The 22,435-nt window shown below is 65.1% G+C and carries 20 protein-coding genes; 11 read left to right on the top strand and 9 right to left on the bottom strand.

Going from position 1 to position 22,435, the window contains the following annotated elements; translation table 11 throughout:
- Nucleotides 1–22 precede the first annotated feature (22 nt).
- Together comJ and CIT37_RS02180 are read right to left on the bottom strand one after the other, a co-directional pair.
- A complete protein-coding gene (comJ, locus tag CIT37_RS02185) occupies nt 23–529 on the bottom strand; it encodes a competence protein ComJ (RefSeq protein WP_038949252.1) in 507 nt (168 codons plus the stop codon).
- A gap of 28 nt (nt 530–557) precedes the next feature.
- Entirely contained in the window at nt 558–1,526 is a 969-nt protein-coding gene (locus CIT37_RS02180) for a Bug family tripartite tricarboxylate transporter substrate binding protein (protein WP_095425471.1), read from the bottom strand.
- A 189-nt stretch (nt 1,527–1,715) separates the two neighbouring features.
- Here CIT37_RS02180 and proB point away from each other — a divergent pair, with 189 nt between their 5' ends.
- The 10 genes from proB to CIT37_RS02130 all read left to right on the top strand — a co-directional run bounded on the left by proB (nt 1,716) and on the right by CIT37_RS02130 (nt 11,481).
- Complete coding sequence (gene proB, locus CIT37_RS02175; protein ID WP_028139195.1) at nt 1,716–2,837, top strand: glutamate 5-kinase; 1,122 nt, start codon at nt 1,716–1,718, stop codon at nt 2,835–2,837.
- 230 nt (nt 2,838–3,067) lie between these two features.
- Nucleotides 3,068–4,363 carry a glutamate-5-semialdehyde dehydrogenase gene (locus tag CIT37_RS02170; RefSeq protein ID WP_095425472.1) on the top strand — a complete coding sequence of 432 codons (1,296 nt, stop codon included), beginning with the start codon at nt 3,068–3,070 and terminating at the stop codon, nt 4,361–4,363.
- A gap of 22 nt (nt 4,364–4,385) precedes the next feature.
- Nucleotides 4,386–5,030 carry a nicotinate-nucleotide adenylyltransferase gene (locus CIT37_RS02165; protein WP_095425473.1) on the top strand — a complete coding sequence of 215 codons (645 nt, stop codon included), beginning with the start codon at nt 4,386–4,388 and terminating at the stop codon, nt 5,028–5,030.
- Nucleotides 5,031–5,253: 223 nt separating this feature from the next.
- Entirely contained in the window at nt 5,254–5,625 is a 372-nt protein-coding gene (gene rsfS, locus CIT37_RS02160) for a ribosome silencing factor (protein WP_028139198.1), read from the top strand.
- 112 nt (nt 5,626–5,737) lie between these two features.
- Nucleotides 5,738–6,220, top strand: a complete 483-nt coding sequence (gene rlmH / locus CIT37_RS02155) for a 23S rRNA (pseudouridine(1915)-N(3))-methyltransferase RlmH (RefSeq protein ID WP_028139199.1) — start codon at nt 5,738–5,740, stop codon at nt 6,218–6,220.
- 32 nt (nt 6,221–6,252) lie between these two features.
- Nucleotides 6,253–7,584, top strand: coding sequence for a murein hydrolase activator EnvC family protein (locus CIT37_RS02150; protein WP_095425500.1), 1,332 nt, complete (start codon nt 6,253–6,255; stop codon nt 7,582–7,584).
- Nucleotides 7,581–8,939 (top strand): S41 family peptidase, encoded by a 1,359-nt coding sequence (locus CIT37_RS02145; protein WP_018318850.1) that lies wholly within the window; start codon nt 7,581–7,583, stop codon nt 8,937–8,939. The genes CIT37_RS02150 and CIT37_RS02145 overlap by 4 nt, the downstream gene beginning before the upstream one ends.
- A 163-nt stretch (nt 8,940–9,102) precedes the next feature.
- On the top strand, nt 9,103–10,335 hold the full coding sequence (locus CIT37_RS02140) for a divergent polysaccharide deacetylase family protein (RefSeq protein WP_028139201.1): 1,233 nt from the start codon (nt 9,103–9,105) through the stop codon (nt 10,333–10,335).
- A 76-nt stretch (nt 10,336–10,411) separates the two neighbouring features.
- On the top strand, nt 10,412–10,918 hold the full coding sequence (locus CIT37_RS02135) for an RNA pyrophosphohydrolase (protein ID WP_028139202.1): 507 nt from the start codon (nt 10,412–10,414) through the stop codon (nt 10,916–10,918).
- A gap of 62 nt (nt 10,919–10,980) precedes the next feature.
- Nucleotides 10,981–11,481 (top strand): RNA pyrophosphohydrolase, encoded by a 501-nt coding sequence (locus CIT37_RS02130; RefSeq protein WP_161966313.1) that lies wholly within the window; start codon nt 10,981–10,983, stop codon nt 11,479–11,481.
- A gap of 289 nt (nt 11,482–11,770) precedes the next feature.
- Here the strand turns inward: CIT37_RS02130 and CIT37_RS02125 are convergent, their stop codons facing one another.
- The 6 genes from CIT37_RS02125 to CIT37_RS02100 form a co-directional block, all read right to left on the bottom strand.
- Nucleotides 11,771–13,417 (bottom strand): adenylate/guanylate cyclase domain-containing protein, encoded by a 1,647-nt coding sequence (locus tag CIT37_RS02125; protein WP_095425475.1) that lies wholly within the window; start codon nt 13,415–13,417, stop codon nt 11,771–11,773.
- Between the two features lie 162 nt (nt 13,418–13,579).
- Nucleotides 13,580–13,987, bottom strand: coding sequence for a F0F1 ATP synthase subunit epsilon (locus CIT37_RS02120; protein ID WP_091964925.1), 408 nt, complete (start codon nt 13,985–13,987; stop codon nt 13,580–13,582).
- 87 nt (nt 13,988–14,074) lie between these two features.
- The gene (gene atpD, locus CIT37_RS02115) at nt 14,075–15,517 is read right to left on the bottom strand and encodes a F0F1 ATP synthase subunit beta (protein ID WP_095425476.1); all 1,443 of its coding nucleotides are present in this window, start codon (nt 15,515–15,517) and stop codon (nt 14,075–14,077) included.
- A 52-nt stretch (nt 15,518–15,569) separates the two neighbouring features.
- Complete coding sequence (locus tag CIT37_RS02110) at nt 15,570–16,445, bottom strand: F0F1 ATP synthase subunit gamma (protein WP_095425477.1); 876 nt, start codon at nt 16,443–16,445, stop codon at nt 15,570–15,572.
- A 178-nt stretch (nt 16,446–16,623) separates the two neighbouring features.
- On the bottom strand, nt 16,624–18,153 hold the full coding sequence (gene atpA, locus CIT37_RS02105) for a F0F1 ATP synthase subunit alpha (RefSeq protein ID WP_028139207.1): 1,530 nt from the start codon (nt 18,151–18,153) through the stop codon (nt 16,624–16,626).
- Nucleotides 18,153–18,713: a F0F1 ATP synthase subunit delta gene (locus tag CIT37_RS02100; protein ID WP_095425478.1), complete on the bottom strand. Its 561-nt coding sequence runs from the start codon at nt 18,711–18,713 to the stop codon at nt 18,153–18,155. The genes atpA and CIT37_RS02100 overlap by 1 nt, the downstream gene beginning before the upstream one ends.
- A 684-nt stretch (nt 18,714–19,397) precedes the next feature.
- Between CIT37_RS02100 and CIT37_RS02095 the strand changes: the two genes are divergently transcribed.
- Nucleotides 19,398–19,898, top strand: a complete 501-nt coding sequence (locus CIT37_RS02095; protein WP_028139209.1) for a septal ring lytic transglycosylase RlpA family protein — start codon at nt 19,398–19,400, stop codon at nt 19,896–19,898.
- Between the two features lie 283 nt (nt 19,899–20,181).
- Here the strand turns inward: CIT37_RS02095 and CIT37_RS02090 are convergent, their stop codons facing one another.
- Nucleotides 20,182–22,392 carry a primosomal protein N' gene (locus tag CIT37_RS02090; protein WP_095425479.1) on the bottom strand — a complete coding sequence of 737 codons (2,211 nt, stop codon included), beginning with the start codon at nt 22,390–22,392 and terminating at the stop codon, nt 20,182–20,184.
- Between the last annotated feature and the right edge of the window lie 43 nt (nt 22,393–22,435).

Below are 22,435 nucleotides of genomic sequence, written 5' to 3'. Positions count from 1 at the left end.
CCAAATCATCGCTCGGTACGTCTTAAGGGCGGTCCACGAGTCGTCCTTCGAACTCCGGTTTGCCCGGAACCAGAAAGAGGCGATACCACTCGACATCTTTTCGCTGGGCGAATTCGACATCAGCGAGGTTCGTGCTCTCGCCGAGGCTCAATTGATCGATTCCGAGATTTTGCGCGGCCGCATAGATCGAATAATCGCCCGGCTCCACGCCTGCGGAATATGCAGGCTCATTGTCGATCACCGACATGACGTGAACGCGTCCGCTCTCGGATCGGAAGTGGACGCAGGTGATCCGCTGCCATTCATCGAAGGAGGGCGGCCGGCTAGCGGCGACCAGCTCGACCCAATGGTCATTAAGATCAGCTTCGGTATTGATCATGCGGAACGTGGGCGCGCCTGCAAAGCCCCGTTTGGCCTTCTCGTCATTCCAATTTTCATCAGCACCAAGCGGTCTGCGCGGATCGTCGCAGACGACGATTTGATAGTGACTCGCAAACAACCGCGCGGCGCCAAGCAGCTGCTGTTCCATTAGCGGAGACCCACTTCACGATTACGGTTCAATTCTCGATCTTGTATCCCGTCGCCTTGACGATCGGCTGCCAGAACGCCGTGTTGGCGGCGAGCTCCTTCGAAAGCCCGTCCGCATTGCTCCCGACCGGAATCAACCCGATCGCGGTGAGCTTCTCCTTCACCTCCGGCTTGGCCAGCATCGCGACCGCGGCTGCGCTGAGCTTTTCGGCAAAATCCGGCGGGCTGCCGGCGGGGAGCCACATGCCGTACCAGCCGTCGGCAACGAGATCGATGCCGCTTTCCTTCAGCGTCGGCACGTCGGGGACGAACGTCGAGCGCTCTGCGCTTGCAATCGCGAGGATCCTCACGCCGTTGGCACGATGCTGCGCGATCGCATCGGATACCGTGGTGATGCCGAACGGCAGATGGCCGGCGATGAGATCATTCATGACCAGCGCACTCCCGCGATAGGGCGCCCGGGTCATTGAAAGATCAAGCATCTGTTCAAGTCGCCATCCGAGGAAGTGCGGGATGTTGCCGCTGCCTGGTGTCCCATAGGCGGCCTTTGCGACATTTGCCCTCAACCAGGTGACGAGTTCACTGAAACTACCCACCCCGATCGCGGGACTTGCAACGACGGCAAACTCGAAGCGAACCAGTTGCGACACGGGGACGAAATCCCTGGCCGCGTCGAAGCTCGGTTGATTCTCCACCATCGGCAGCAGGTACATGGTCGGACCCGTCGCCACCAAGATTGTATTGCCGTCGGAGCTTGCGCCCTTCACGGCCCTGATTCCGATCAACCCGTCACCACCGGTACGATTCTCGACGATCATGGTTCGCCCAAGCGGGGCGCCGAATTGCTCGGCTATGAGACGACACAAGGCATCACCGCTGCCGCCTGCCGCGAACGGGAAGATGATGCGCGTCAGCGGGCCGGATTGAGCATGTGCGCCACTGGCCTGCGCCAGCAAGGGCAGCGAGAGGCCTCCGCCGATGAAGCTGCGTCGGTCCACGTCATCCTCCCTCGTTATTGATTATTCGAGGCATAGACTGCCCGGGCCTCGGCCGACAAGGGCGCCGTTAGGCCTATTTACCGGCTCCGCTGCCTTGCGCCGGCCACCGTCCTGCTGCAAAAGCTAGCCGCATCGGCGCCGCCCCTTTTTGCTCCGCCGGACCAACGACAGAGCAATTTGACGACCGCCATGGCCAGCCCCGAACTCAGTCAATTCCGCCGCATCGTCGTCAAGGTCGGCTCCGCGCTGCTGGTCGATTCCGACAAGGGCGAGGTGCGGGCATCCTGGCTCGCCGCGCTCGCCGACGACATGGCCAAGCTGCACAGGGAGGGGCGCGACGTCCTCGTCGTCTCCTCCGGCTCGATCGCGCTCGGCCGCAGCCGTCTCAAGCTGCCGCGCGGCCCGCTGAAGCTGGAAGAGAGCCAGGCCGCCGCCGCCGTCGGCCAGATCGCGCTGGCGCGGATCTGGTCCGAGGTGCTCGGGGCACACGACATTGGCGCCGGCCAGATCCTGGTGACGCTCCAGGACACCGAGGAGCGCCGTCGCTATCTCAATGCACGCTCCACCATCGGCAAGCTGCTGGAGTGGCGCGCGATCCCCGTGATCAATGAGAACGACACGGTCGCCACCAACGAGATCCGCTACGGCGACAATGATCGCCTCGCCGCGCGCGTCGCCACCATGGCGAGCGCCGACTTGCTCGTGCTGCTGTCCGACATCGACGGGCTCTACGACGCTCCACCGAAGAACAATCCGAACGCAAAGCTCATTCCGGTGGTCGAGAGCATCTCCTCGGAGATCGAAGCCGTGGCGGGAGACGCCGAGTCCGAGCTGTCGCGCGGCGGCATGCGCACCAAGGTCGAGGCGGCCAAGATCGCGACCACCGGCGGCACGCATATGCTGATCGCCTCCGGCAAGATCGAGCATCCCTTGCAGGCGATCGCCGACGGCGGCCGCTGCACCTGGTTCCTGACGCCGGCCAATCCCATCACCTCGCGAAAGCGCTGGATCGCGGGCACGTTGGAGCCGAAGGGCACGCTGACCATCGACGCCGGCGCGGTGACGGCGCTGCGTGCCGGCGCCAGCCTGCTGCCGGCCGGCGTGATCAAGGTCGAGGGCCAGTTCGCCCGCGGCGATGCCGTGATCGTGCGCGGCCCCGACACCAGCGAGGTCGGCCGCGGCCTGATCGCCTACGACGCCGAGGTCGCCGAGCGGATCAAGGGCCGCTCCTCCCCGGACGTGATGACCATCCTCGGTATCAGCGGAAGATCGGAGATGATCCACCGCGACGATCTGGTGGTGGGCGGGTAAGGCCCGAAGAGCACCCAAGCCGTCATGCCCGGGCTTGTCCCGGGCATCCACGTCCTTTCGAAGGCCGGGCAAGACGTGGATGGCCGGGTCAAGCCCGGCCATGACGTTGGGGCTAGGCCGGTGGCCGAGCCCAGCAACCGCCCGCCGGGCCCCAGCCATACCCTCCCCGCCCTTCGCAAAAGCGGGATTTCCGTGCTAGGACACCGCCTTAGCAGAAGGTTGAAACTCCAATGGCCGCCCCCCTCAAAGCCGTTGACGGCAATGCCGATCTCCAGGCGCTGATGTCTGATCTCGCCACCCGTGCCCGCGCTGCCGCGCGCGTGCTGGCGCTGGCGCCGCCGGAGCAGAAAAACCGGGCGCTGGAAGCCATGGAGCGGGCGATCCGCGCGAGCTCTGCGGCGATCCTCGCCGCCAATGCCGAGGACGTCGCCGAAGCCCGCGCCTCCGGCAATGCCACCTCCTCCTTCATCGACCGCCTGACGCTGACGCCGGCCCGCATCGAGGGCATGGCCGAGGGCATCGGCATCGTACGCGGCATCGCCGATCCCGTCGGCATCGTCACCGAGAGCTGGCAGCGGCCAAACGGCATGAGGATCGAGCGCGTGCGCGTGCCGCTCGGCGTCGTCGGCGTGATCTTCGAGAGCCGTCCGAACGTTGCGGCCGACGCCGGCGTGCTGTGCCTGAAGTCCGGCAATGCCGTAATCCTGCGCGGCGGCTCGGACAGCTTTCGGTCCTGCCGCGCGATCCATGAATGCCTGGTGCAGGGCCTGCGTGAAGCCGGCCTGCCTGAAGCTGCGATCACGCTGGTCCCGACGCGCGACCGCGCGGCCGTCGGCATGATGCTGTCGGGCCTGAACGGCGCCGTCGACGTGATCGTGCCCCGCGGGGGAAAAAGCCTCGTCGCGCGCGTCGAGCAGGAGGCGCGCGTGCCTGTGTTCGCGCATCTGGAAGGCGTCAACCACGTCTATGTCGATGCCAGCGCCGACCTCGCGATGGCGAAGTCGCTCGTGCTCAACGCAAAAATGCGCCGCACCGGGGTCTGCGGCGCGGCCGAGACGCTGCTGGTCGATCGCGCCGCGGCCGGCAAAAATCTGAAGCCGCTGGTCGAGATGCTGATCGAGGCGGGCTGCGAAGTACGCGGCGACGAAACGGTGCAAGGAACGGATGCGCGCGTAAAACCTGCGAGCGAAGACGATTGGGACACCGAATATCTCGACGCGATCATCGCGGCGAAGGTCGTCGACGGCGTCGATGGCGCAATCGCGCACATTCAGAACCATGGCTCGCATCACACCGATGCGATCGTGAGCGCGGATGAGGCGGCTGCGAGGAAATTCCTGAGCGAGGTCGATTCCGCGATCGTGCTGCACAACGCCTCCACGCAGTTCGCCGATGGCGGCGAGTTCGGCTTCGGCGCCGAGATCGGGATTGCGACCGGCCGCTTCCACGCCCGCGGCCCGGTCGGGGCCGAGCAGCTGACGAGCTTCAAATATCGCGTTCACGGCACCGGTCAGACACGGCCGTAAGTAACGTCGCGGGGCGCGGACATTGAGTAACAATTTCGTCGCCCCCCGCTTCTTCGCGCAGGCGATACCGCCCTACACCGAAGGCATGCGCATCGGCCTGCTCGGCGGCTCGTTCAATCCGCCGCACCAGGCGCATCGCGCGATCAGCCAGTTCGCGCTGAAGCGCCTTCAGCTCGACCGCGTGTGGTGGCTGGTGACTCCGGGCAATCCGCTGAAGGAGAACGGCAATCTGCATGAGCTCGGGGAGCGCATGCAGGCCGCGCGCGACGTCGCCGATGATCCCAGGATCGAGGTCAGCTGTCTCGAATCCGTCATCCGCACGCGCTACACTATCGACACGATCAACACCTTGCGCCGCCGCCTCAGCGGCCTGCGCTTTGTCTGGATCATGGGCGCCGACAATCTCGCTCAATTCCATCGTTGGCAGCACTGGCGGCGCATCGCCGGCCAGGTGCCGATGGCAGTCATCGACCGCCCGCCGCAGAGTTTTCGCGCCCTCGCCTCCCCCGCCGCCCAGGCGCTGGCGCGCTATCGCCTCCCCGAGAACAAGGCAGCGCTGCTTGCGAATCAGCCGGCGCCGGCCTGGGTTTTCCTGACCGGAATGAAGCTGAATCTGTCCTCGACCGGCTTACGGAACCCGGACGGGAGCTGGAAAGGTACAATGTGAGGACAAGTGCGCGGATCTCGTGTGGGCTTCAGCCTCTCTGGCATATTGAAACCCTTAACCCCACATGATGTAGTGTAACCGGTGAGCGCCGGATTCGGCGTTCGCGATACAGTGAAAGGAATGGTCCCTGACCACATCTGTATTGTCCAAGTCAGCTTCGACGAAGTCTGTTTTACCCAAGGTTGCCAAGCCGGCGCGTAAAACATCAGCCAACGCTGCGGCCTTGAAGGCGCAACCCGACGCCGACAAGACGCTGAGCCTGATCCTCTCCCGCCTCGACGACATGAAGGCGGAAGAGACGGTCACCATCGACCTTCGCGGCAAATCGGCGTACTCCGACTACATGATCGTCACCACCGGCCGGGTGAACCGGCACGTTGGCGCGATCGCGGAAAACGTCGCCAAGGGCCTCAAGGAAAACGGCATCAAGAACATCCATGTCGAGGGCTTGCCCAATTGCGACTGGGTGCTGATCGATTCCGGCGACGTGATCGTGCACGTGTTCAGACCCGAGGTCCGCGAGTTCTACAATCTCGAGCGATTGTACACCCAGGGCCCAGGGGCTGCGAAAGCGATCGCGGCAAAGGCGATCTAGGCTGATCGAGCCGATTTCGAATCGGCTGACGCGCATGCTAGCGTCGTGCGCGCGCCATTTGCGCGCGGTCTTGAAAACACGACCCTGAAGATATCAGACCCCTGAAGATATCATGCGCGTTGCTGTCATTGCGGTGGGCCGGCTGAAGCAGGGCCCCGAACGGGAGCTTGCCGACCGCTATTTCGAGCGGTTCGACGAGGCCGGCCGCAAGCTCGGATTCCGCGAGCTCCTGGTCCACGAAATCCCCGAGAGCCGCGCGCGCGACACCGCGACGCGGATGACCGAAGAGGCCGCCGCGATCTCCGCGCATATTCCGGACAAATCGATCCTGGTGGCACTGGACGAGCGCGGGCAAAATCTCGACTCCACCGTATTCGCACGGCATCTCGGACGCTGGCGAGACGAGGGAGCCGGACATACTATCTTCGTGATCGGAGGGGCGGACGGACTTTCGCCCGAATTGCGCCGTAAGGCGAAGCTCGCGATCGCGTTCGGCTCTGCGACCTGGCCGCACCAAATGGTCCGCGTCATGCTTCTGGAACAGCTTTATCGGGCCGCCACCATTCTGGCCGGCCACCCCTATCACCGCGCGTGATGCGCGCCACAACGAGCACCTTTGCCGACACGATGCGAGCGCCGCTCCTCAACCTGTTGCTGATCACAAGCGTTGCCGGCGCAAGCCTCGCGCAAGCCCAGACCGCGGCGCCGGCGCCCCAGACCGCCGCCGTCTCGCCCGACGCCATCAAGCAGCGCGAGCAGGAACTCGAAGCCGCGCGTGCCAGGCAGAAGAGCGCGGAAGAGGCGCAGGCCAAGCTCAAGGCCGAGATCACCTCACTCGGCCAGGACCGTACTCAGCTCAATCAGCAGCTGATCGACACCGCCGCCAATGTGCGCAACGTGGAGACCAAGATCGGCGAGACCGAAGCCCGGTTGCGCGCGCTCAACGGACGCGAGCAGGCGATGCGCTCCTCGCTCGATTCGCGCCGTGCCGACATCGTCGAGGTGCTGGCAGCACTGCAGCGGGCCGGACGGCGCACGCCGCCTGCGCTGCTGGTGCGGCCCGAAGATGCGCTGCAATCACTGCGCACGGCGATGCTGCTCGGCGCCGTGGTGCCGGAGCTGCGCGGCCGCGCCGAAAGGATCGCAAGCGAGCTCGGCGAGCTCGTGGCCTTGCGCAAGAATATCGCCACCGAGCGCGACCAGCTCGCCTCCGATCGCGACAAGGTCAGGAGCGACCAGACCCGGCTCACCGCCCTCGTCGACGAGCGGCAGCGCCAGCAGGCGGCACGCGAAAAGGACCTCGATGCCGAGAATTCGCGCGCCATCGCGCTTTCGAGACAGGTCGGCGATCTCCAGGGCCTGATCACCAAGATGGAGCAGGATCTGCAGAGCGCAGCCAAGGCCGCCGAGAAGGCAGCCGAGGCCGCAAGGCAGGCCGAGGCCAAGGCGGCCGCAAGCGCGAGCGTCAAGTCCGGCCCGGGCGTGTTCAAGGACCGGTCCCGGACCACCCCCGCGATCGTCTTTGCCTCCGCCAAGGGTCTCCTGCCTCTTCCGGTTAACGGTAACAAGATCAGGGATTTCGGCGGTTCCGACGGGGCCGGCGGGGTCCAGAAGGGCATTTCCCTGGCGACCAAGCCCGGCTCCCAGGTCACAACGCCGTGTGACGGCTGGGTGGTCTATTCAGGCCCGTTCCGCAGCTATGGACAACTCTTGATCCTCAATGCCGGGGGCGGGTATCATGTCCTGATCGCCGGGATGGAGCGCATTTCGGTCAACATCGGACAGTTTGTGCTCACGGGGGAGCCGGTCGCGACGATGGGATCGACCTCTCAGGTCGCCTCCATTCTCGCGACGAACGCGAGTCAACCTGTGCTGTATGTCGAGTTCCGTAAGGACGGCACTCCAATCGATCCAGGCCCATGGTGGGCCGCAAATGAAGGCGAGAAGGTTCGCGGATGATGCGCAAGACTTCAGTAATCCTCCTCAGCGCGGCCACCGGTGCGGCGCTGATGCTGTTCGTGACCCAGCCGCGTGCGGTGTTCATGGGCTCCAGCGCGCGAGCCGCCACCGCAGACACCTATCGTCAGCTCAATCTGTTCGGCGACGTCTTCGAGCGCGTGCGCTCCGACTATGTCGAGAAGCCCGACGACACCAAGCTGATCGAATCCGCCATCAGCGGCATGCTCACCGGCCTCGATCCGCATTCGAGCTACATGGACGCCAAGAGCTTCCGCGACATGCAGGTGCAGACCCGCGGTGAGTTCGGCGGCCTCGGCATCGAGGTCACGATGGAAGACGGCCTGATCAAGGTGGTCTCGCCGATCGACGACACCCCAGCTTCGCGCGCCGGTGTCATGGCCAACGACATCATCACCAATCTCGACGACGAGGCGGTGCAGGGCCTGACGCTGAACCAGGCGGTCGAGAAGATGCGCGGCCCCGTCAATACCAAGATCAAGCTCAAGATCATCCGCAAGGGTCAGGACAATCCGATCGACGTCACCCTGGTGCGCGACAACATCCGCGTCCGCTCGGTGCGCGCACGCGTCGAGGCCGACGACATCGCCTATATCCGCATCACCACCTTCAACGAGCAGACCACCGAAGGCCTGAAGCGCGAGGTCGCCAACCTCTCGAACCAGATCGGCGACAAGCTGAAGGGCTACATCATCGACCTCCGCAACAATCCGGGCGGCCTGCTCGAGGAAGCAGTCACTGTCTCCGACTCGTTCCTGGAGAAGGGCGAGATCGTGTCGACCCGCGGCCGCAATGCCGAGGAGACCCAGCGTCGCACCGCGCATTCGGGCGATCTGACCAAGGGCAAGCCTGTTATTGTGCTGGTCAATGGCGGCTCGGCCTCGGCCTCGGAGATCGTCGCCGGCGCGCTGCAGGACCACAAGCGCGCGACCATCGTCGGCACGCGCTCGTTCGGCAAGGGCTCGGTGCAGACCATCATTCCGCTCGGAAGCGGCAATGGCGCGCTGCGGCTGACCACGGCGCGCTATTACACGCCGTCGGGCAAGTCGATCCAGGCCAAGGGCATCGTGCCCGACATCGAAGTGCTGCAGGACGTGCCGGACGAGCTGAAGTCGCGCACCGACACCAAGGGCGAGGCTTCGCTGCGCGGCCATCTGAAGAACGACGGCGACGAGAAGACCGGCTCGCAGTCCTACGTCCCGCCGGACGCCAAGGACGATAAGGCGCTCAAGCTCGCCGACGACCTGCTCCACGGCATCAAGAACAGCGCCTCCGCCGCGCCCACCCCCGGCGGCGACAACAAGGCCACGACCGACAAGCCCAAAGCGGCGAACTAAGTCGGCGTATCCGCGCGATCCCACGAAAGGGCGGCTCCTGGGAGCCGCCCTTTTTGCTTGGAACTCCTGGTTGCTGATAACTCCTGGGATCCCCGGCCTATCCCGGCCTGCCGCCGCTTGACCCCGGCGTGGTATCGTCATTGGCAGTGATTCGGGATCGCGCATGACTGAAACGGCCGATGATCTGAGCGCCCCGCTCGGACAGGACAAGCCGCGCCGGAAACGCCGGCTGCGGCTGCCGTTCACGGCCATGCAGGCGCTCGCCGTGCTGCTCGGCCTGTTCCTCCTCACCTTTGCCGGCTTCGCCATCTTCAACAAGGATCCGCTCGGCGGCGAGCCGATGACGCGGATCGCCATCAGCGAGAAGGGCGCCGACAAGGCTGCCGACGAGAAGCCGGCCGCCGGCCAGGACAGCAAGCAAGCTAGCAAGCAGGACGGCAAGCACGACAGCCAGGAGGCGCCGAAGCAGGCCGCCCCCGGCGAGCAGAAGACCGTCACCATGATCGACGGCTCCACCGGCGCCCGCCACGACGTGGTGATCGGCGAGGACGCAGGCGACAAGGCCGGGGCCCCTTCGGCCCCGCCGCCGGTCATGGCCGGGATCAATCCAAAACTGCTTGAGAAGTCACGCTACGGCATGATCCCGGTGGTCGCCGACGGGCTGAAGCCGTTCAACGTCTATGCGGCGGACGCCGATCGCGCCAAGGCCGCCAAGATGCCCGTGGTCGCCATCGTGATCGGCGGCCTCGGCGTCGGCGCCGCCAAGACCGCCGATGCCATCATGAGGCTGCCGGCAGCGGTGACGCTGGCCTTCACGCCCTACGGCACCGATCCCGGCAAGCTCGCCGAACGGGCCCGCGCGCAGCGCCACGAGATCTTCCTCCAGATCCCGATGGAGCCCTACGACTTCCCCGACAATGATCCGGGACCGCAGACGCTGCTGACCTCGCTCAGCGCCGACCAGAACATGGACCGCCTGTACTGGCATTTCAGCCGGATGCAGGGCTATGCCGGCATCACCAATTTCATGGGCGCCCGCTTCGTCGCGACGGAGCCGGCGATGCAGCCGATCATCCGCGAGGCGGCCAAGCGCGGCCTCGGTTTCTTCGACGACGGCTCCTCGCCCCGCAGCATTGCAGCCCAGGCCGCGGCGAACCAGGCCATGCCGTTCGGCAAGGGCGACATCGCGATCGACGTGGTGCCGACCCCGACCGAGATCGACCGCGCCCTGAACAAGCTCGAATCGGCGGCACGCGAGCGCGGCGCGGCTGTCGGCACCGCCTCCGCCCTTCCCGTCTCGATCGAGCGCATCGGCGCCTGGACCAAGACATTGGGCGACCGGGGTATCCTTTTGGTGCCATTGACAACCGCGATGCTGAAATCAAAATCCAGCTAAATCAACGGATTGGTACGGCACGGGTCCCGCGGGACCGGTCAAGCCGCAACCAGCAGCATGCGAGAGGTCTGGCGGAATGGCGCGTTACGAGGATCTGCCCTACCGGACCTGCGTCGGTGTGATGCTGATCAACACAGAGGGACGGGTGTTCATCGGCCGCCGCGCCGGCGGCATCGAGCATGTCGACGACACCCATGTCTGGCAGATGCCGCAAGGCGGCGTCGATCCCGGCGAGGACACCTGGGAAGCCGCCAAGCGCGAGCTCTATGAGGAGACCAGCGTGCGCTCGGTCGAGCGGCTCGGCGAGGTCCCGGACTGGCTCACCTACGACATTCCGCGCACGGTCGCCGGGCGCGCCTGGAAGGGCCGCTACCGCGGCCAGCGCCAGAAATGGTTCGCCGTGCGCTTCACCGGCAAGGACAGCGAGATCAATGTCGCCAATCCTGGCGGCGGCGGCCACAAGGCCGAATTCGTGAGCTGGCGCTGGGAACCGATGAAGAATCTGACCGGGCTGATCATTCCCTTCAAGCGCCCGGTCTATGAGCGCGTGGTGCAGGAATTTTCTGCGCTGGCGGACCAATAAATCGAATTGTCGTCCCGGCTTCGGTGCTAATGCACCCGGGAATGACGATGAGAGATTTGCGCGTGACGACTGAAAAGCCCTACCGCCCCAACGTGGGGATCGCCCTCTTCAACACCGATGGCCGCGTGCTGATCGGCCATCGCTTCAAGGGCGACGGTCCCGAGATCATCCTGCCCGGCCTCGATTGGCAGATGCCGCAGGGCGGCGTCGACGACGGCGAGAATTTGCGCGATGCCGCGATGCGCGAGCTCTGGGAGGAGACCAGCGTCGTCAGCGCGGACTATCTCGGCGAGACCGATTGGCTCAGCTACGAATTCCCGCCCTATGACGGACCGCAGACGCATCGCCTCGCGAAGTTTCGCGGCCAGCGGCAAAAATGGTTCGCGCTGCGCTTCACCGGCAAGGATGACGAGATCGACCCGCTGACGCCGCGCAACGGCCAGCCCGCCGAGTTCGACGCCTGGCGCTGGGAGCGTCTGGACCGTGTTGCCGACGTCGTGGTGCCGTTCCGACGGGAGGTCTATCGCGCGGTGGCAGGAGAGTTTGCGGCCTTCGCGAACTAAAACTGCGAAAACAACCCCATGCACAGTAGAAGGCCGCCGCCGGCGCGGTGCGGTGTGGTTGTTGTGAAGCGATTGACACCGCGGAAGAAGTTCACCGCGCTGCGCAATCCGTCACGGGTGTCCAACCTCTCCCGCTTGCGGGGGAGGTCGGCGCGAAGCGCCGGGTGGGGGCTCTCTCCACCCAGGGAGTGTCCCGTTGCGGAGACACCCCCACCCCAGCCCTCCCCCGCAAGCGGGAGAGGGAGCGCATCTCGCGCCCGGCAGCGATCGGGCTCAATCAAAGCACGCGCTAATTAATCGGCCCCACCGTGAACGGGCCGAGCGCGATGACGTGGCAGTCGCTGTCGCGCTTGGCGCAGTCGGCGAGTGCGGAGGTGACGGCGGCCTGCTCGTCGGCTGCCTTGACGCCGAGGCCTGGCCGGCCCGCGGTGCCGACCGCGACCGCGTTCCAGCCCATGCCGTCACCGAGCTTGCGCACGACCTCGCCGCGCGCATCCGCCATGATCGAGGCGTTGGAGGCGGCATTGAAGAAGCCGGTGATCCTGAACAGCGTCGCGATCGGAACGACGAAATTGTCGTCGATTGCGACCACGAGGCACGCCACGCCGGCAATCGCGCCGCACGATTCCAGCGAACGGCGCGCTGCATCTTCGGCGGACGAGGCGCCGAGCACCATGAAATATTGTCCGCCAGGGCCGAGCGCAACCGAGCGGGATTTCGCCGCCGGCACGAACATATTCTCGAGCCGGACCTTTTGCGGTTCGCGCACCATCGGAAACTCCTTCGATGCGAAGCTCCGCTCGGTCATGGCGTCGCGCCGGAAATAGGGAGACGGCGGCATCGGCGGCTTGCCGTGCGTGTAGACGACGTTGTTGCCGACCGCATAGAGCTCGCAGCGCCGCGGCGATTGCGCGGCATCGGCGCGCTTCTGGCACTGATCGAGCGCGGTGTTGCGCGCGGCCTCCTCGTTCGGCTGATTCAGGGCCGAGCCGGTGAAGCCGCCGACATTGAGCGCGAAGGCCTTGTAGTCGCCGGCGGTGGAATAGTCTCCGGCAAGAAAGGTGCGGACGCGCTCGTTGATGAAGGGCACGCTGTCGGCCGCAAACTTGCCCGCTATCGGCGCGGCCGAGGGTGACGGCGCAGGCATCGGCGCCATCGCAGCGCCAGCATTCTGCGGCGCCATCGGCGACATCGGCGCCTTGGCGAGCTGCGTCGGCGCGGAGCTCGGCTCCGCGCTTGGTGCTGCGGCCGGCGTCGCCGCGACATTCGCCGTCTGCTTGAGCTTGGTGTTGTAGAGGAAGCCGGTGACGCCGATGGCGGCGATCGAGACGACTGCGACCACCAGCGGCCACATCCATACCGGCGCCGTGGCGAGCTTTGAGCCCGCCTTCTTCAGCTGCGGCTTGGTATAGCTGCCGTCCTCGCGCCGCATCGCCACCATGTAGGCATGCACCGGCGTCGGGATGTTCTTGACCTCCTGCGCGCCGATATCGGCGAACTGCACCGAGAGCTTGTTGGCGACCTGCTCATGCACTGCGCGCGAGACGCAGATGCCGCCGACCTCGGCGAGACCCTCCAGCCGCGCCGCGATGTTGACGCCGTCGCCGAGCAGATCGCCGTTGCGCTCGACCACGTCGCCGATGGTGATGCCGATGCGGAACGACATCTGCCGGCTCGGCGGATAGGCCATGTTGCGGGTCCGCAGGGATTCCTGGATGTCGATCGCGCAACGCACCGCATCGACCGCGCTCGGGAATTCCGCGAGCACGGCATCGCCCGCCGTATTGAAGATGCGCCCGCCGGCCCTCGCGATGAAATCGTCGACGACTTCGCGATAGGAGGCCAGACGCCGCAGCGTCTCCTCCTCGTCTTCCGCGACCAGTCTCGAGTAGCCGGCAATATCGGCCGCGAAAATCGCTGCGATCTTGCGTTTCATCCGCCACCGGCCCCCGGACCAAATTCGCACCTGCAGAATGCCGTTATCGGCGGCGGGGTGCAACAAAGTTTCAGCGCCCGCCACGGGTGTGACGAGCGCTGCACTTGGTCAGGGAATGTCTTGCAGGATTCTCGTTCGAGCCCCGGAGCGGTGCCCCGGGGCTTAGTGCATAGCCGTGGAGTTGAGCTGCTGCTGGATGCTCTTGAAGTGGTCGAGCCGCTCGATCGCCTGATCGAGCTCGCCGCCTTCATGCTCCTTCAGCCCCTCTTCCATCTCCGAGATGGTCGCGGCGAACTGGGCGCGGTCGAGCTCGGCCAGCGACGTCGCGACATCGGCGAGCACGGTCAGGCCCTTTTCGGAGACTTCGGCGAGACCGCCGAGCACGATGACCTTCTCATGGCGGCCGCCGGTGGTGATGGTGAGGATGCCCGGACGGATCGCGGCCACGACCGGCGCATGCCCTGCCAGCACGCCGAAATCACCCTCGACGCCGGGGATGTCGACCTGATCGACCTCGCCCGAGAAGGCGAGCTTTTCCGGAGAGACGAGATCGAAGTGGAAGGTGGCCATAACAAACCTGCGAATGGTGAGTAGCGAATGGCGATTGCTTGAAACAGGGAGCAGCTATTCGCCACTCCCTGTTCGCTATTCGCCAGCTTAGGCGGCTTCCGCCGCCAGCTTCTTGCCCTTCTCGACGGCTTCTTCGATCGTGCCGACCATGTAGAAGGCGGCTTCGGGCAGGTGGTCGTACTTGCCTTCCACCAGGCCCTTGAAGCCCTTGATGGTGTCGGCGAGCTCGACGAACTTGCCCGGCGATCCCGTGAAGATTTCGGCGACGTGGAACGGCTGCGACATGAAGCGCTCGACCTTGCGAGCGCGCGCCACCGTCAGCTTGTCCTCTTCCGAAAGCTCGTCCATGCCGAGAATGGCGATGATGTCCTGGAGCGCCTTGTAGCGCTGCAGCACCTGCTGGACCTGACGGGCAACCGCGTAGTGCTCCTCGCCGACGACCAGCGGGGAGAGCATGCGCGAGGTCGAGTCCAGCGGGTCCACCGCCGGATAGATGCCCTTTTCGGCGATCGAGCGCGACAGCGTGGTGGTCGCGTCAAGATGCGCGAACGAGGTCGCGGGCGCCGGGTCGGTCAAGTCGTCGGCCGGAACGTAGATGGCCTGCACCGAGGTGATCGAACCCTTCTGCGTGGTGGTGATGCGCTCCTGCAGCGCGCCCATGTCGGTGGCGAGCGTCGGCTGATAACCCACCGCCGAAGGAATGCGGCCGAGCAGCGCCGACACTTCCGAGCCGGCCTGGGTGAAGCGGAAGATGTTGTCGACGAAGAACAGCACGTCCTGGCCCTTGTCGCGGAAGTCTTCCGCGATGGTGAGACCCGTGAGCGCGACGCGGGCGCGGGCGCCGGGCGGCTCGTTCATCTGACCGAACACCAGCGCGCACTTCGACTTCACGCTCGGATCCGGATTCTTCGGATCGGCGTTGACCTTGGATTCGATGAACTCGTGATAGAGGTCGTTGCCCTCGCGGGTACGCTCGCCGACGCCGGCGAACACGGAGTAACCGCCGTGCGCCTTCGCGACGTTGTTGATCAGCTCCTGAATCAGCACGGTCTTGCCGACGCCGGCGCCGCCGAACAGGCCGATCTTGCCGCCCTTCGCATACGGAGCCAGGAGATCGACGACCTTGATGCCGGTGACCAGAATTTCAGCTTCGGTCGACTGGTCGGTATAGCTCGGCGCGTCCTGATGGATGGGGCGCAGGCTTTCGGCGTTGACCGGGCCGGCTTCGTCGATCGGCTCGCCGATGACGTTGATGATGCGGCCGAGCGTGCCTTCGCCGACGGGAACGCGGATCGGCTGGCCGGTGTCGGTCACTTCCTGGCCGCGCACCAGACCTTCGGTCACGTCCATCGCGATCGTGCGGACGGTGGACTCACCGAGATGCTGCGCAACTTCCAGCACGAGGCGGATGTTGCCGTTCTTGGTTTCCAGCGAATTGAGAATGGCCGGGAGGTGGCCCTCGAACTGAACGTCGACGACGGCGCCCATGACCTGGGTGACGCGACCGACCGGGTTAGCTGCTGTAGCCATGAAGCTCTCCTTCGAAATTCTTTACTTGAACGACCGTCGTTGAGTTCGTGCGTCAGACCGCCTCGGCGCCGGAGATGATCTCGATCAGCTCCTTGGTGATCTGGGCTTGACGGGTTCGGTTGTAGATCTGGGTTTGCTTGCGGATCATTTCGCCGGCGTTGCGGGTGGCGTTGTCCATCGAGCTCATCTGCGCGCCGTAGAACGAAGCGGTGTTCTCCAGCAGCGCGCGGAAGATCTGCACCGCGATGTTGCGCGGCAGCAGGCCCGAAAGGAGTTCGTCCTCCTCCGGCTCATATTCGTAGGACGTCGTCGGCGCATTCGCCGCCTTTTCTTCCACGACCAGCGGAATGATCTGCTGCGCGGTCGGGATCTGGGCGATCACCGACTTGAACTGCGCGTAGAACAGCGTGCAGACGTCGAACTCGCCATTCTCGAAACGGGCCAGCACCTTCCTGGCAATGTCCTCGGCGTTGACGAAACCGAGCTGACGAACGCTGCGCAGGTCGAGATGTTCGACGATCTGCTTGTCGAACTGGCGGCGGAGCTGCTCATAGCCCTTGCGGCCGACACAGAAGAATTTGACTTCCTTGCCCTGCGCCATCAGCGCCTGGGCACGATCGCGCGCGAGACGCACGATCGAGGAGTTGAAGGCACCGGACAGGCCGCGCTCGCCGGTGCAGACCAGCAGCAGGTGAACCTGGTCCTTGCCGGTGCCGGCAAGCAGCGCCGGCGCGCCGGGCGAACCGGCGGCAGCGCTGGCGATGTTGGAGATCACCGCGCTCATCTTGTCGGCATAGGGGCGCGCAGCTTCGGCCGCCTGTTGGGCGCGGCGCAACCTGGACGCAGCGACCATCTGCATGGCCTTGGTGATCTTTTGCGTCGCCTTGGTGGAGGCGATGCGCACGCGCATGTCTTTAAGTGACGCCATTCTTCGTTCACCCCGGCGGTTCGATCTCTTGGATCAAGCCGCTAGCCTATCCCAGTCGTCATGCCCGGGCTCGTCCCGGGCATCCACGTGCCGTCTCACACGTCGCTAGACGTGGATGGCCGGGACTTCAATTGCGAAGACGCGCTTCGCGCTTTAGCCCGGCCGCGACGGTTCTTTCTTACGCGAAGCTCTTCGCAAAACCTTCGACAACCGACTTCAGCTTGGCAGCCACGTCGTCGGAGAGGTCGCGGGTATCGCGGATCGAATTGAGGATCTCGACGTTCTTGCCGCGCAGCAGCGACAGCAGGCCGTCCTCGAACGCGCGCACCTTGTTGACCGGGAGCGGATCGAGATAGCCGTTGGTGCCGGCCCAGATCACGCAGACCTGCTCTTCCATCTTCAGCGGCGCGAACTGCGGCTGCTTCAGGAGCTCGGTCAGGCGCGAGCCGCGGTTCAGCAGGCGCTGGGTCGAGGCGTCCAAGTCGGAGCCGAACTGCGCGAAAGCCGCCATTTCGCGGTACTGCGCCAGCTCGCCCTTGATCTTGCCGGCGACCTTCTTGGTGGCCTTGGTCTGCGCCGAGGAGCCGACGCGCGACACCGACAGACCGACGTTCACCGCGGGACGGATGCCCTGGAAGAACAGGTCGGTTTCCAGGAAGATCTGGCCGTCGGTGATCGAGATGACGTTGGTCGGAATGTAGGCCGACACGTCGTTGGCCTGGGTTTCGATGACCGGCAGTGCGGTCAGCGAGCCCGAGCCGTGATCCTTGCTGAGCTTGGCCGCGCGCTCGAGCAGACGGGAATGCAGATAGAACACGTCGCCCGGATAGGCTTCGCGGCCCGGCGGGCGGCGCAGCAGCAGCGACATCTGGCGGTAGGCGACGGCCTGCTTGGACAGATCGTCATAGATGATGACCGCGTGCATGCCGTTGTCGCGGAAGAACTCGCCCATGGTGCAGGCCGTGAACGGCGCGATGTACTGCATCGGCGCCGGATCCGACGCGGTGGCGGCGACGACGATCGAATATTCGAGCGCGCCCTGCTCTTCCAGCACCTTCACGAACTGGGCAACCGTCGAGCGCTTCTGGCCGACCGCGACGTAGACGCAGTACAGCTTGATGTTCTCGTCGGGCTGCGCGTTGAGCGGCTTCTGGTTCAGGATGGTGTCGAGCGCGATCGCGGTCTTGCCGGTCTGACGGTCGCCGATGATCAGTTCGCGCTGGCCGCGGCCGATCGGGATCAGGGCGTCGATCGCCTTGAGGCCGGTCGCCATCGGCTCGCTCACCGACTTGCGCGGAATGATGCCGGGCGCCTTGACGTCGACGCGCATGCGCTTGTCGGCCTGGATCGGGCCCTTGCCGTCGATCGGATTGCCGAGCGCGTCAACGACGCGGCCGAGCAGGCCTTTGCCGACCGGCGCGTCCACGATGGCGCGGGTGCGCTTGACGGTCTGGCCTTCCTTGATCTCACGGTCGCCGCCGAAGATCACGACGCCGACGTTGTCGGTTTCGAGGTTCAGCGCCATGCCGCGGGTGCCGTTCTCGAACTCGACCATTTCGCCGGCCTGAACGTTGTCCAGACCGTAGACGCGAGCGATACCGTCGCCGACGGACAGCACCTGTCCGACTTCGGAGACTTCAGCTTCCTGGCCGAAATTCTTGATCTGGTCCTTGAGGATCGCGGAAATTTCCGCGGCGCGGATGTCCATCAGCCTGCCTCTTTCATCGCGTGCTTGATCGAATTGAGTTTGGTGCGAAGCGAACTATCGATCATGCGGCTGCCGAGCTTGACGACGAGGCCACCGATGATCGAGGGATCGACATTCACGTTGAGCGCGACGTCCTTGCCGGTCACCGACTTCAGGGCAACCTTGAGGGCGTCGAGATTCTTGTCCGAAAGCGTTTCCGCCACGGTGACGTCGGCCGTCACCTCGCCCTTGAACCTGGCGACCAGGGCCCGGTAGGCGCGAATGACGTCGACCACCGCGAACAGGCGGCGATTGGCGGTCAGGACTTTCAGGAAATTGGCGGAGATGCCGGCGATGCCGGCCTTGGCCAGCACGGCCGACAGGGCCTTGGACTGGGCATCGGCTGCGAAAACCGGGCTGCGGACGAGGCGATTCAGATCGGCGCTCTCGTTCAGCATGGCCTCGAATTTCTCGAGATCGGCTTTGACCTCGTCGACCACTTTCTGGTCGCGGGCCAGTTCAAACAAGGCCGTTGCATAACGGCCGGACACACCTGAAACGGACGTATCTTCTGCAGCCACAGACGCGCTCTTTTTGCTGTCAAACTCGCAAGGGAAAAACCGTCGCCACAACGCGGCGCCAAGCGATCCAAGCCCTTGGAATTCAAGCGGGACTTCGATTTCCGGCCGACACGGGACGTGCCGGATCCGTTAAAATCGCGGCTTTGCTAACATAGCAGGCGCGCAGGTGCAACATGACGCCAAATTAAAGGCACGAGGTTCTGTCGCCAGTTCGTCGCACGCTGGATGCATCGATCACTACCCGATCCGACGACCGCTATCAGGGACTTGAGCAGGGACATGGTGACGAGGTGCCCGTCACGGAATTGTCGCGGGGTTCTGCCGTGTCTCGCCTTGTTGGTTCCTGCTCTCAGCGCATAGCGGCCATGAACACGGATCGCTGAGGCGTGATTCCCGCCTCGCCGGCTCCACTCGCCGAATACTTACCCAATTCTAAATGCTCAAGGTGATGACTTCGTTTTTACAGTATTTCGAAGTATTAAGTGAATTAACAAATCGTTAAAGGCGAAGATTACGCAACATCCGCTGAATATCTCGTCGCGGTAACAAGATGTTTCATGACGACACAGAATGGATTTACTGCCCAATTCACGCCTCATTAGGAATCGAAACGCCAACCCGCTCACAAACTGATGGGGGCTCCACTAGCCACATGTGTGGCAATACTAGCTTAGGGACCACTAAATGCTGTCTTTGAAGACGCTGGGCTTTGTGACCCGGCCACGCACGGCGATTGCTTTCGTAGCCGCAACTCTCCTCATCGGTGGAACTGCCACCGAAGCTTCCGCCAAATCCCGGCATCACCGGCATCATCATCACCGCCACCACGCTCAGACCGATACCAACGCGACCTCCGATTGGCGCAACGCCAATGCGTCGATGACGCCGACCTCGGGCACGGGCCACAGCTTCTCCGGCGTGGCCTCCTTTTACGGCAACGAGTCCGGCAGCCGCACGGCCTCGGGCCAGCGCTTCAACCAGAACGCCCTGACCGCGGCGCACCGCTCGCTGCCGTTCGGCACCAAGCTGCGCGTCACCCACCGCGGCCAGAGCGTTGTCGTCACCATCAATGACCGCGGCCCGTTCATTCGCGGCCGGGTTCTCGACCTCTCCACGGGCGCTGCCCGCGCCATCGGCCTCACCGGCGCCGGCGTCGGCCGCGTCACCGCGGAAGTCGTCTCCTAAGGCGCAACAAAGCGTCTCATCGAGCGCGCGCAGTTTTCATCAGTTTGATGCGCGCATGAAACAAGCCCGCGGTCTTGGGGGACCGCGGGCTTTTTTCTTGGTTTATTGGCTCGTCATCGCCGCTCGTGTCCCGGACAAGCTGCAACGCGTGAGCGTTGCGGCGCAGAGCCGGGACCCAGAGCAACACGGTGCAGCATGGCGCCATGGGCCCCGGCTCAGCAGCGCAGCGCTGAAGGGCGCTGCACTGCGTCCGGGGCACGAGAGGGGAGAGAGCGGTGGCCCGCTATAAGAAGCTCTGCGGATCGACGTCGACTTCGAGCTTCTGATTGCCCGTCGGCTTCGGGCAGACGGCGAGCCAATTGCGCAAATAGTCCGACAGATCGAAACCGCGCGCCGATTTCACCAGGATGCGGAAGCGGTAGCGGCCCTTGATCACGGCGAGCGGCGCTTCCGCAGGTCCCAGCACCACCACGCGCTCGTCGCGCGGGGCGAGCGCGACGAGGCGGCGGCCGAGACCCTCGGCGCTCGGGCGGTCGCCGGCGGAGATGATCAGGCTGGCGAGCCGGCCGAACGGCGGATACAGCGTGCGCTCGCGCAGATCGATCTCGCTGTCGTAAAAGGCCTCGCGGTCGCAGGCGATCAGCGCCTTCATCACGGGATGATCGGGCTGGTGGGTCTGGAGATAGCCGACGCCGCGGCCCTGCTCGCGCCCGGCGCGGCCGATCACCTGGTTGAGCAATTGCCAGGTGCGTTCCGCCGCACGCGGATCGCCGTTGGAAAGACCAAGATCCGCATCGACCACGCCGACCAGATTGAGCCGCGGGAAATTGTGGCCCTTGGCCACGAGCTGCGTGCCGATGATGATGTCGACGCGGCCCTCCGCGATCTCGGCAAGCTCCGAGCGCATCGTCTCGATCGAGGTGATGAGATCGCTCGACAGCACCATGGTGCGCGCCTGCGGAAACAGCGCCGCCGCCTCCTCCTGCAGGCGCTCGACGCCCGGGCCGACCGCGACCAGCGATTCCTCGGCCGAGCAATTCGGGCAGAGATGCGGACGCGGCATCGAGAAGCCGCAATGATGGCAGACCAGGCGCTGACGGAAACGGTGATCGACCAGCCAGGCATCGCAGATGGTGCAGGCGAAGCGATGGCCGCAGCCGCGGCACAGGGTCAGCGGCGCATAGCCGCGGCGATTGAGGAACAGCAGCGCCTGCTCGCGTTTCTCGATCGCTTTTCTGATCTCCCCCGCGAGCCGCGGCGAGATGAAGCGGCCGCGCGCCGGCGGCTCGCGGCGCATGTCGATGGCCTCGATATGCGGCATGTGCTGGCCACCGAAGCGCGAGGGCAGCGCGATGCGCTGATAGCGGTTCTTGCGCGCATTGACCTCGGACTCGACCGACGGCGTCGCCGAGGCCAGCACGACCGGGATCTTGGCGATATGCGCCCGCACCACCGCCATGTCGCGGGCGTGATAATGCACGCCCTCGTCCTGCTTGTAGGCCTGGTCGTGCTCTTCATCGACGACGATCAGGCCGAGCTTGGCGTAGGGCAGAAACAGCGCCGAGCGCGCGCCGACCACGACCGGCGCGCTGCCTCCAGAGATCGCCGCCCAGTTCCGCGCGCGCGTGCGCGGCGTCAGCTCCGAATGCCATTCGATCGGCCGCACGCCAAAGCGTTGCGCGAAGCGATCGAGGAACTGGCCGGTGAGCGCGATCTCCGGCATCAGGATCAGCGATTGCCTGCCGCGGCGGATGGCTTCCGCGATCGCCTCGAAATAGACCTCGGTCTTGCCGGAGCCGGTGACGCCGTCGAGCAATGCGACGTGGAAGGTGCCGTTGGCCGCGAGCGCGCGCATCGTGTCGACCGCCGCGCGCTGCAGCGGGGTAAAGTCCGGCCGGCCGAAATCCGGATCGGGCACGGGCGGCGGCGGAGGCGGCGGCATCGGCTCGACCGTGAGCGTGCCCTCGTCGACGAGCCCGTCGATCACGCCTGAGGAGACGCCGGCTTCCTTGGCGGCTTCGGACTTGCCGTGCAGCAGCCGGTCCGACAGCACCTCGATCACGCGCTGGCGCGCCGGCGTCAGCCTTTTCGGCGGATCGCCGACCAGGCGAACGCCGGGGCGCACCCGCTCGGGGCCGAGATTCTCGCCCATCCGCAGGCACATGCGCAGCACCATGCCGCGCGGGCTCAGCGTGTAATTGGCGACCCAGTCGACCACGGACCGCAGCTCGGGCTTGAGCGGCGGGATATCGAGCTTCTCGTTGACCTCCTTGAGACGGTTGTGCAGGCGCGGATCGGGATTGGCGTTCTCTCCCCAGACCACGGCCAGCACCTCGCGCGGCCCGAGCGGCACGGCGACGAGATCGCCCGCCCTCAGCTCCATCCCGCGCGGCACCTTGTAGGAATAGGTCTGGTCGAGCGCGACCGGCACCAGCACGTCGACCATGCCGGTCGCGTTGGTGGGGGCGGTGGTGCTGCGCGAGGTGTGATCCATGAACGAAGAATCGGAACCGGGGGCCTCAAGGCTAGCGCCCTGA

This window comes from Bradyrhizobium ottawaense (assembly GCF_002278135.3).
GTDB lineage: Bacteria > Pseudomonadota > Alphaproteobacteria > Rhizobiales > Xanthobacteraceae > Bradyrhizobium > Bradyrhizobium ottawaense.
This window is presented reverse-complemented; position numbering and strand designations above follow the sequence as displayed.

Bases quoted from the DNA above. Each gene is read 5' to 3' on its own strand.
- comJ (WP_038949252.1), bottom strand. From the start codon at position 529: ATGGAACAGCAGCTGCTTGGCGCCGCGCGGTTGTTTGCGAGTCACTAT.
- proB (WP_028139195.1), top strand. From the start codon at position 1,716: ATGGCCAGCCCCGAACTCAGTCAATTCCGCCGCATCGTCGTCAAGGTC.
- CIT37_RS02170 (WP_095425472.1), top strand. From the start codon at position 3,068: ATGGCCGCCCCCCTCAAAGCCGTTGACGGCAATGCCGATCTCCAGGCG.
- rlmH (WP_028139199.1), top strand. From the start codon at position 5,738: ATGCGCGTTGCTGTCATTGCGGTGGGCCGGCTGAAGCAGGGCCCCGAA.
- CIT37_RS02150 (WP_095425500.1), top strand. From the start codon at position 6,253: ATGCGAGCGCCGCTCCTCAACCTGTTGCTGATCACAAGCGTTGCCGGC.
- CIT37_RS02145 (WP_018318850.1), top strand. From the start codon at position 7,581: ATGATGCGCAAGACTTCAGTAATCCTCCTCAGCGCGGCCACCGGTGCG.
- CIT37_RS02140 (WP_028139201.1), top strand. From the start codon at position 9,103: ATGACTGAAACGGCCGATGATCTGAGCGCCCCGCTCGGACAGGACAAG.
- CIT37_RS02135 (WP_028139202.1), top strand. From the start codon at position 10,412: ATGGCGCGTTACGAGGATCTGCCCTACCGGACCTGCGTCGGTGTGATG.
- CIT37_RS02125 (WP_095425475.1), bottom strand. From the start codon at position 13,417: ATGAAACGCAAGATCGCAGCGATTTTCGCGGCCGATATTGCCGGCTAC.
- CIT37_RS02120 (WP_091964925.1), bottom strand. From the start codon at position 13,987: ATGGCCACCTTCCACTTCGATCTCGTCTCTCCGGAAAAGCTCGCCTTC.
- atpD (WP_095425476.1), bottom strand. From the start codon at position 15,517: ATGGCTACAGCAGCTAACCCGGTCGGTCGCGTCACCCAGGTCATGGGC.
- CIT37_RS02110 (WP_095425477.1), bottom strand. From the start codon at position 16,445: ATGGCGTCACTTAAAGACATGCGCGTGCGCATCGCCTCCACCAAGGCG.
- atpA (WP_028139207.1), bottom strand. From the start codon at position 18,153: ATGGACATCCGCGCCGCGGAAATTTCCGCGATCCTCAAGGACCAGATC.
- CIT37_RS02095 (WP_028139209.1), top strand. From the start codon at position 19,398: ATGCTGTCTTTGAAGACGCTGGGCTTTGTGACCCGGCCACGCACGGCG.
- CIT37_RS02090 (WP_095425479.1), bottom strand. From the start codon at position 22,392: ATGGATCACACCTCGCGCAGCACCACCGCCCCCACCAACGCGACCGGC.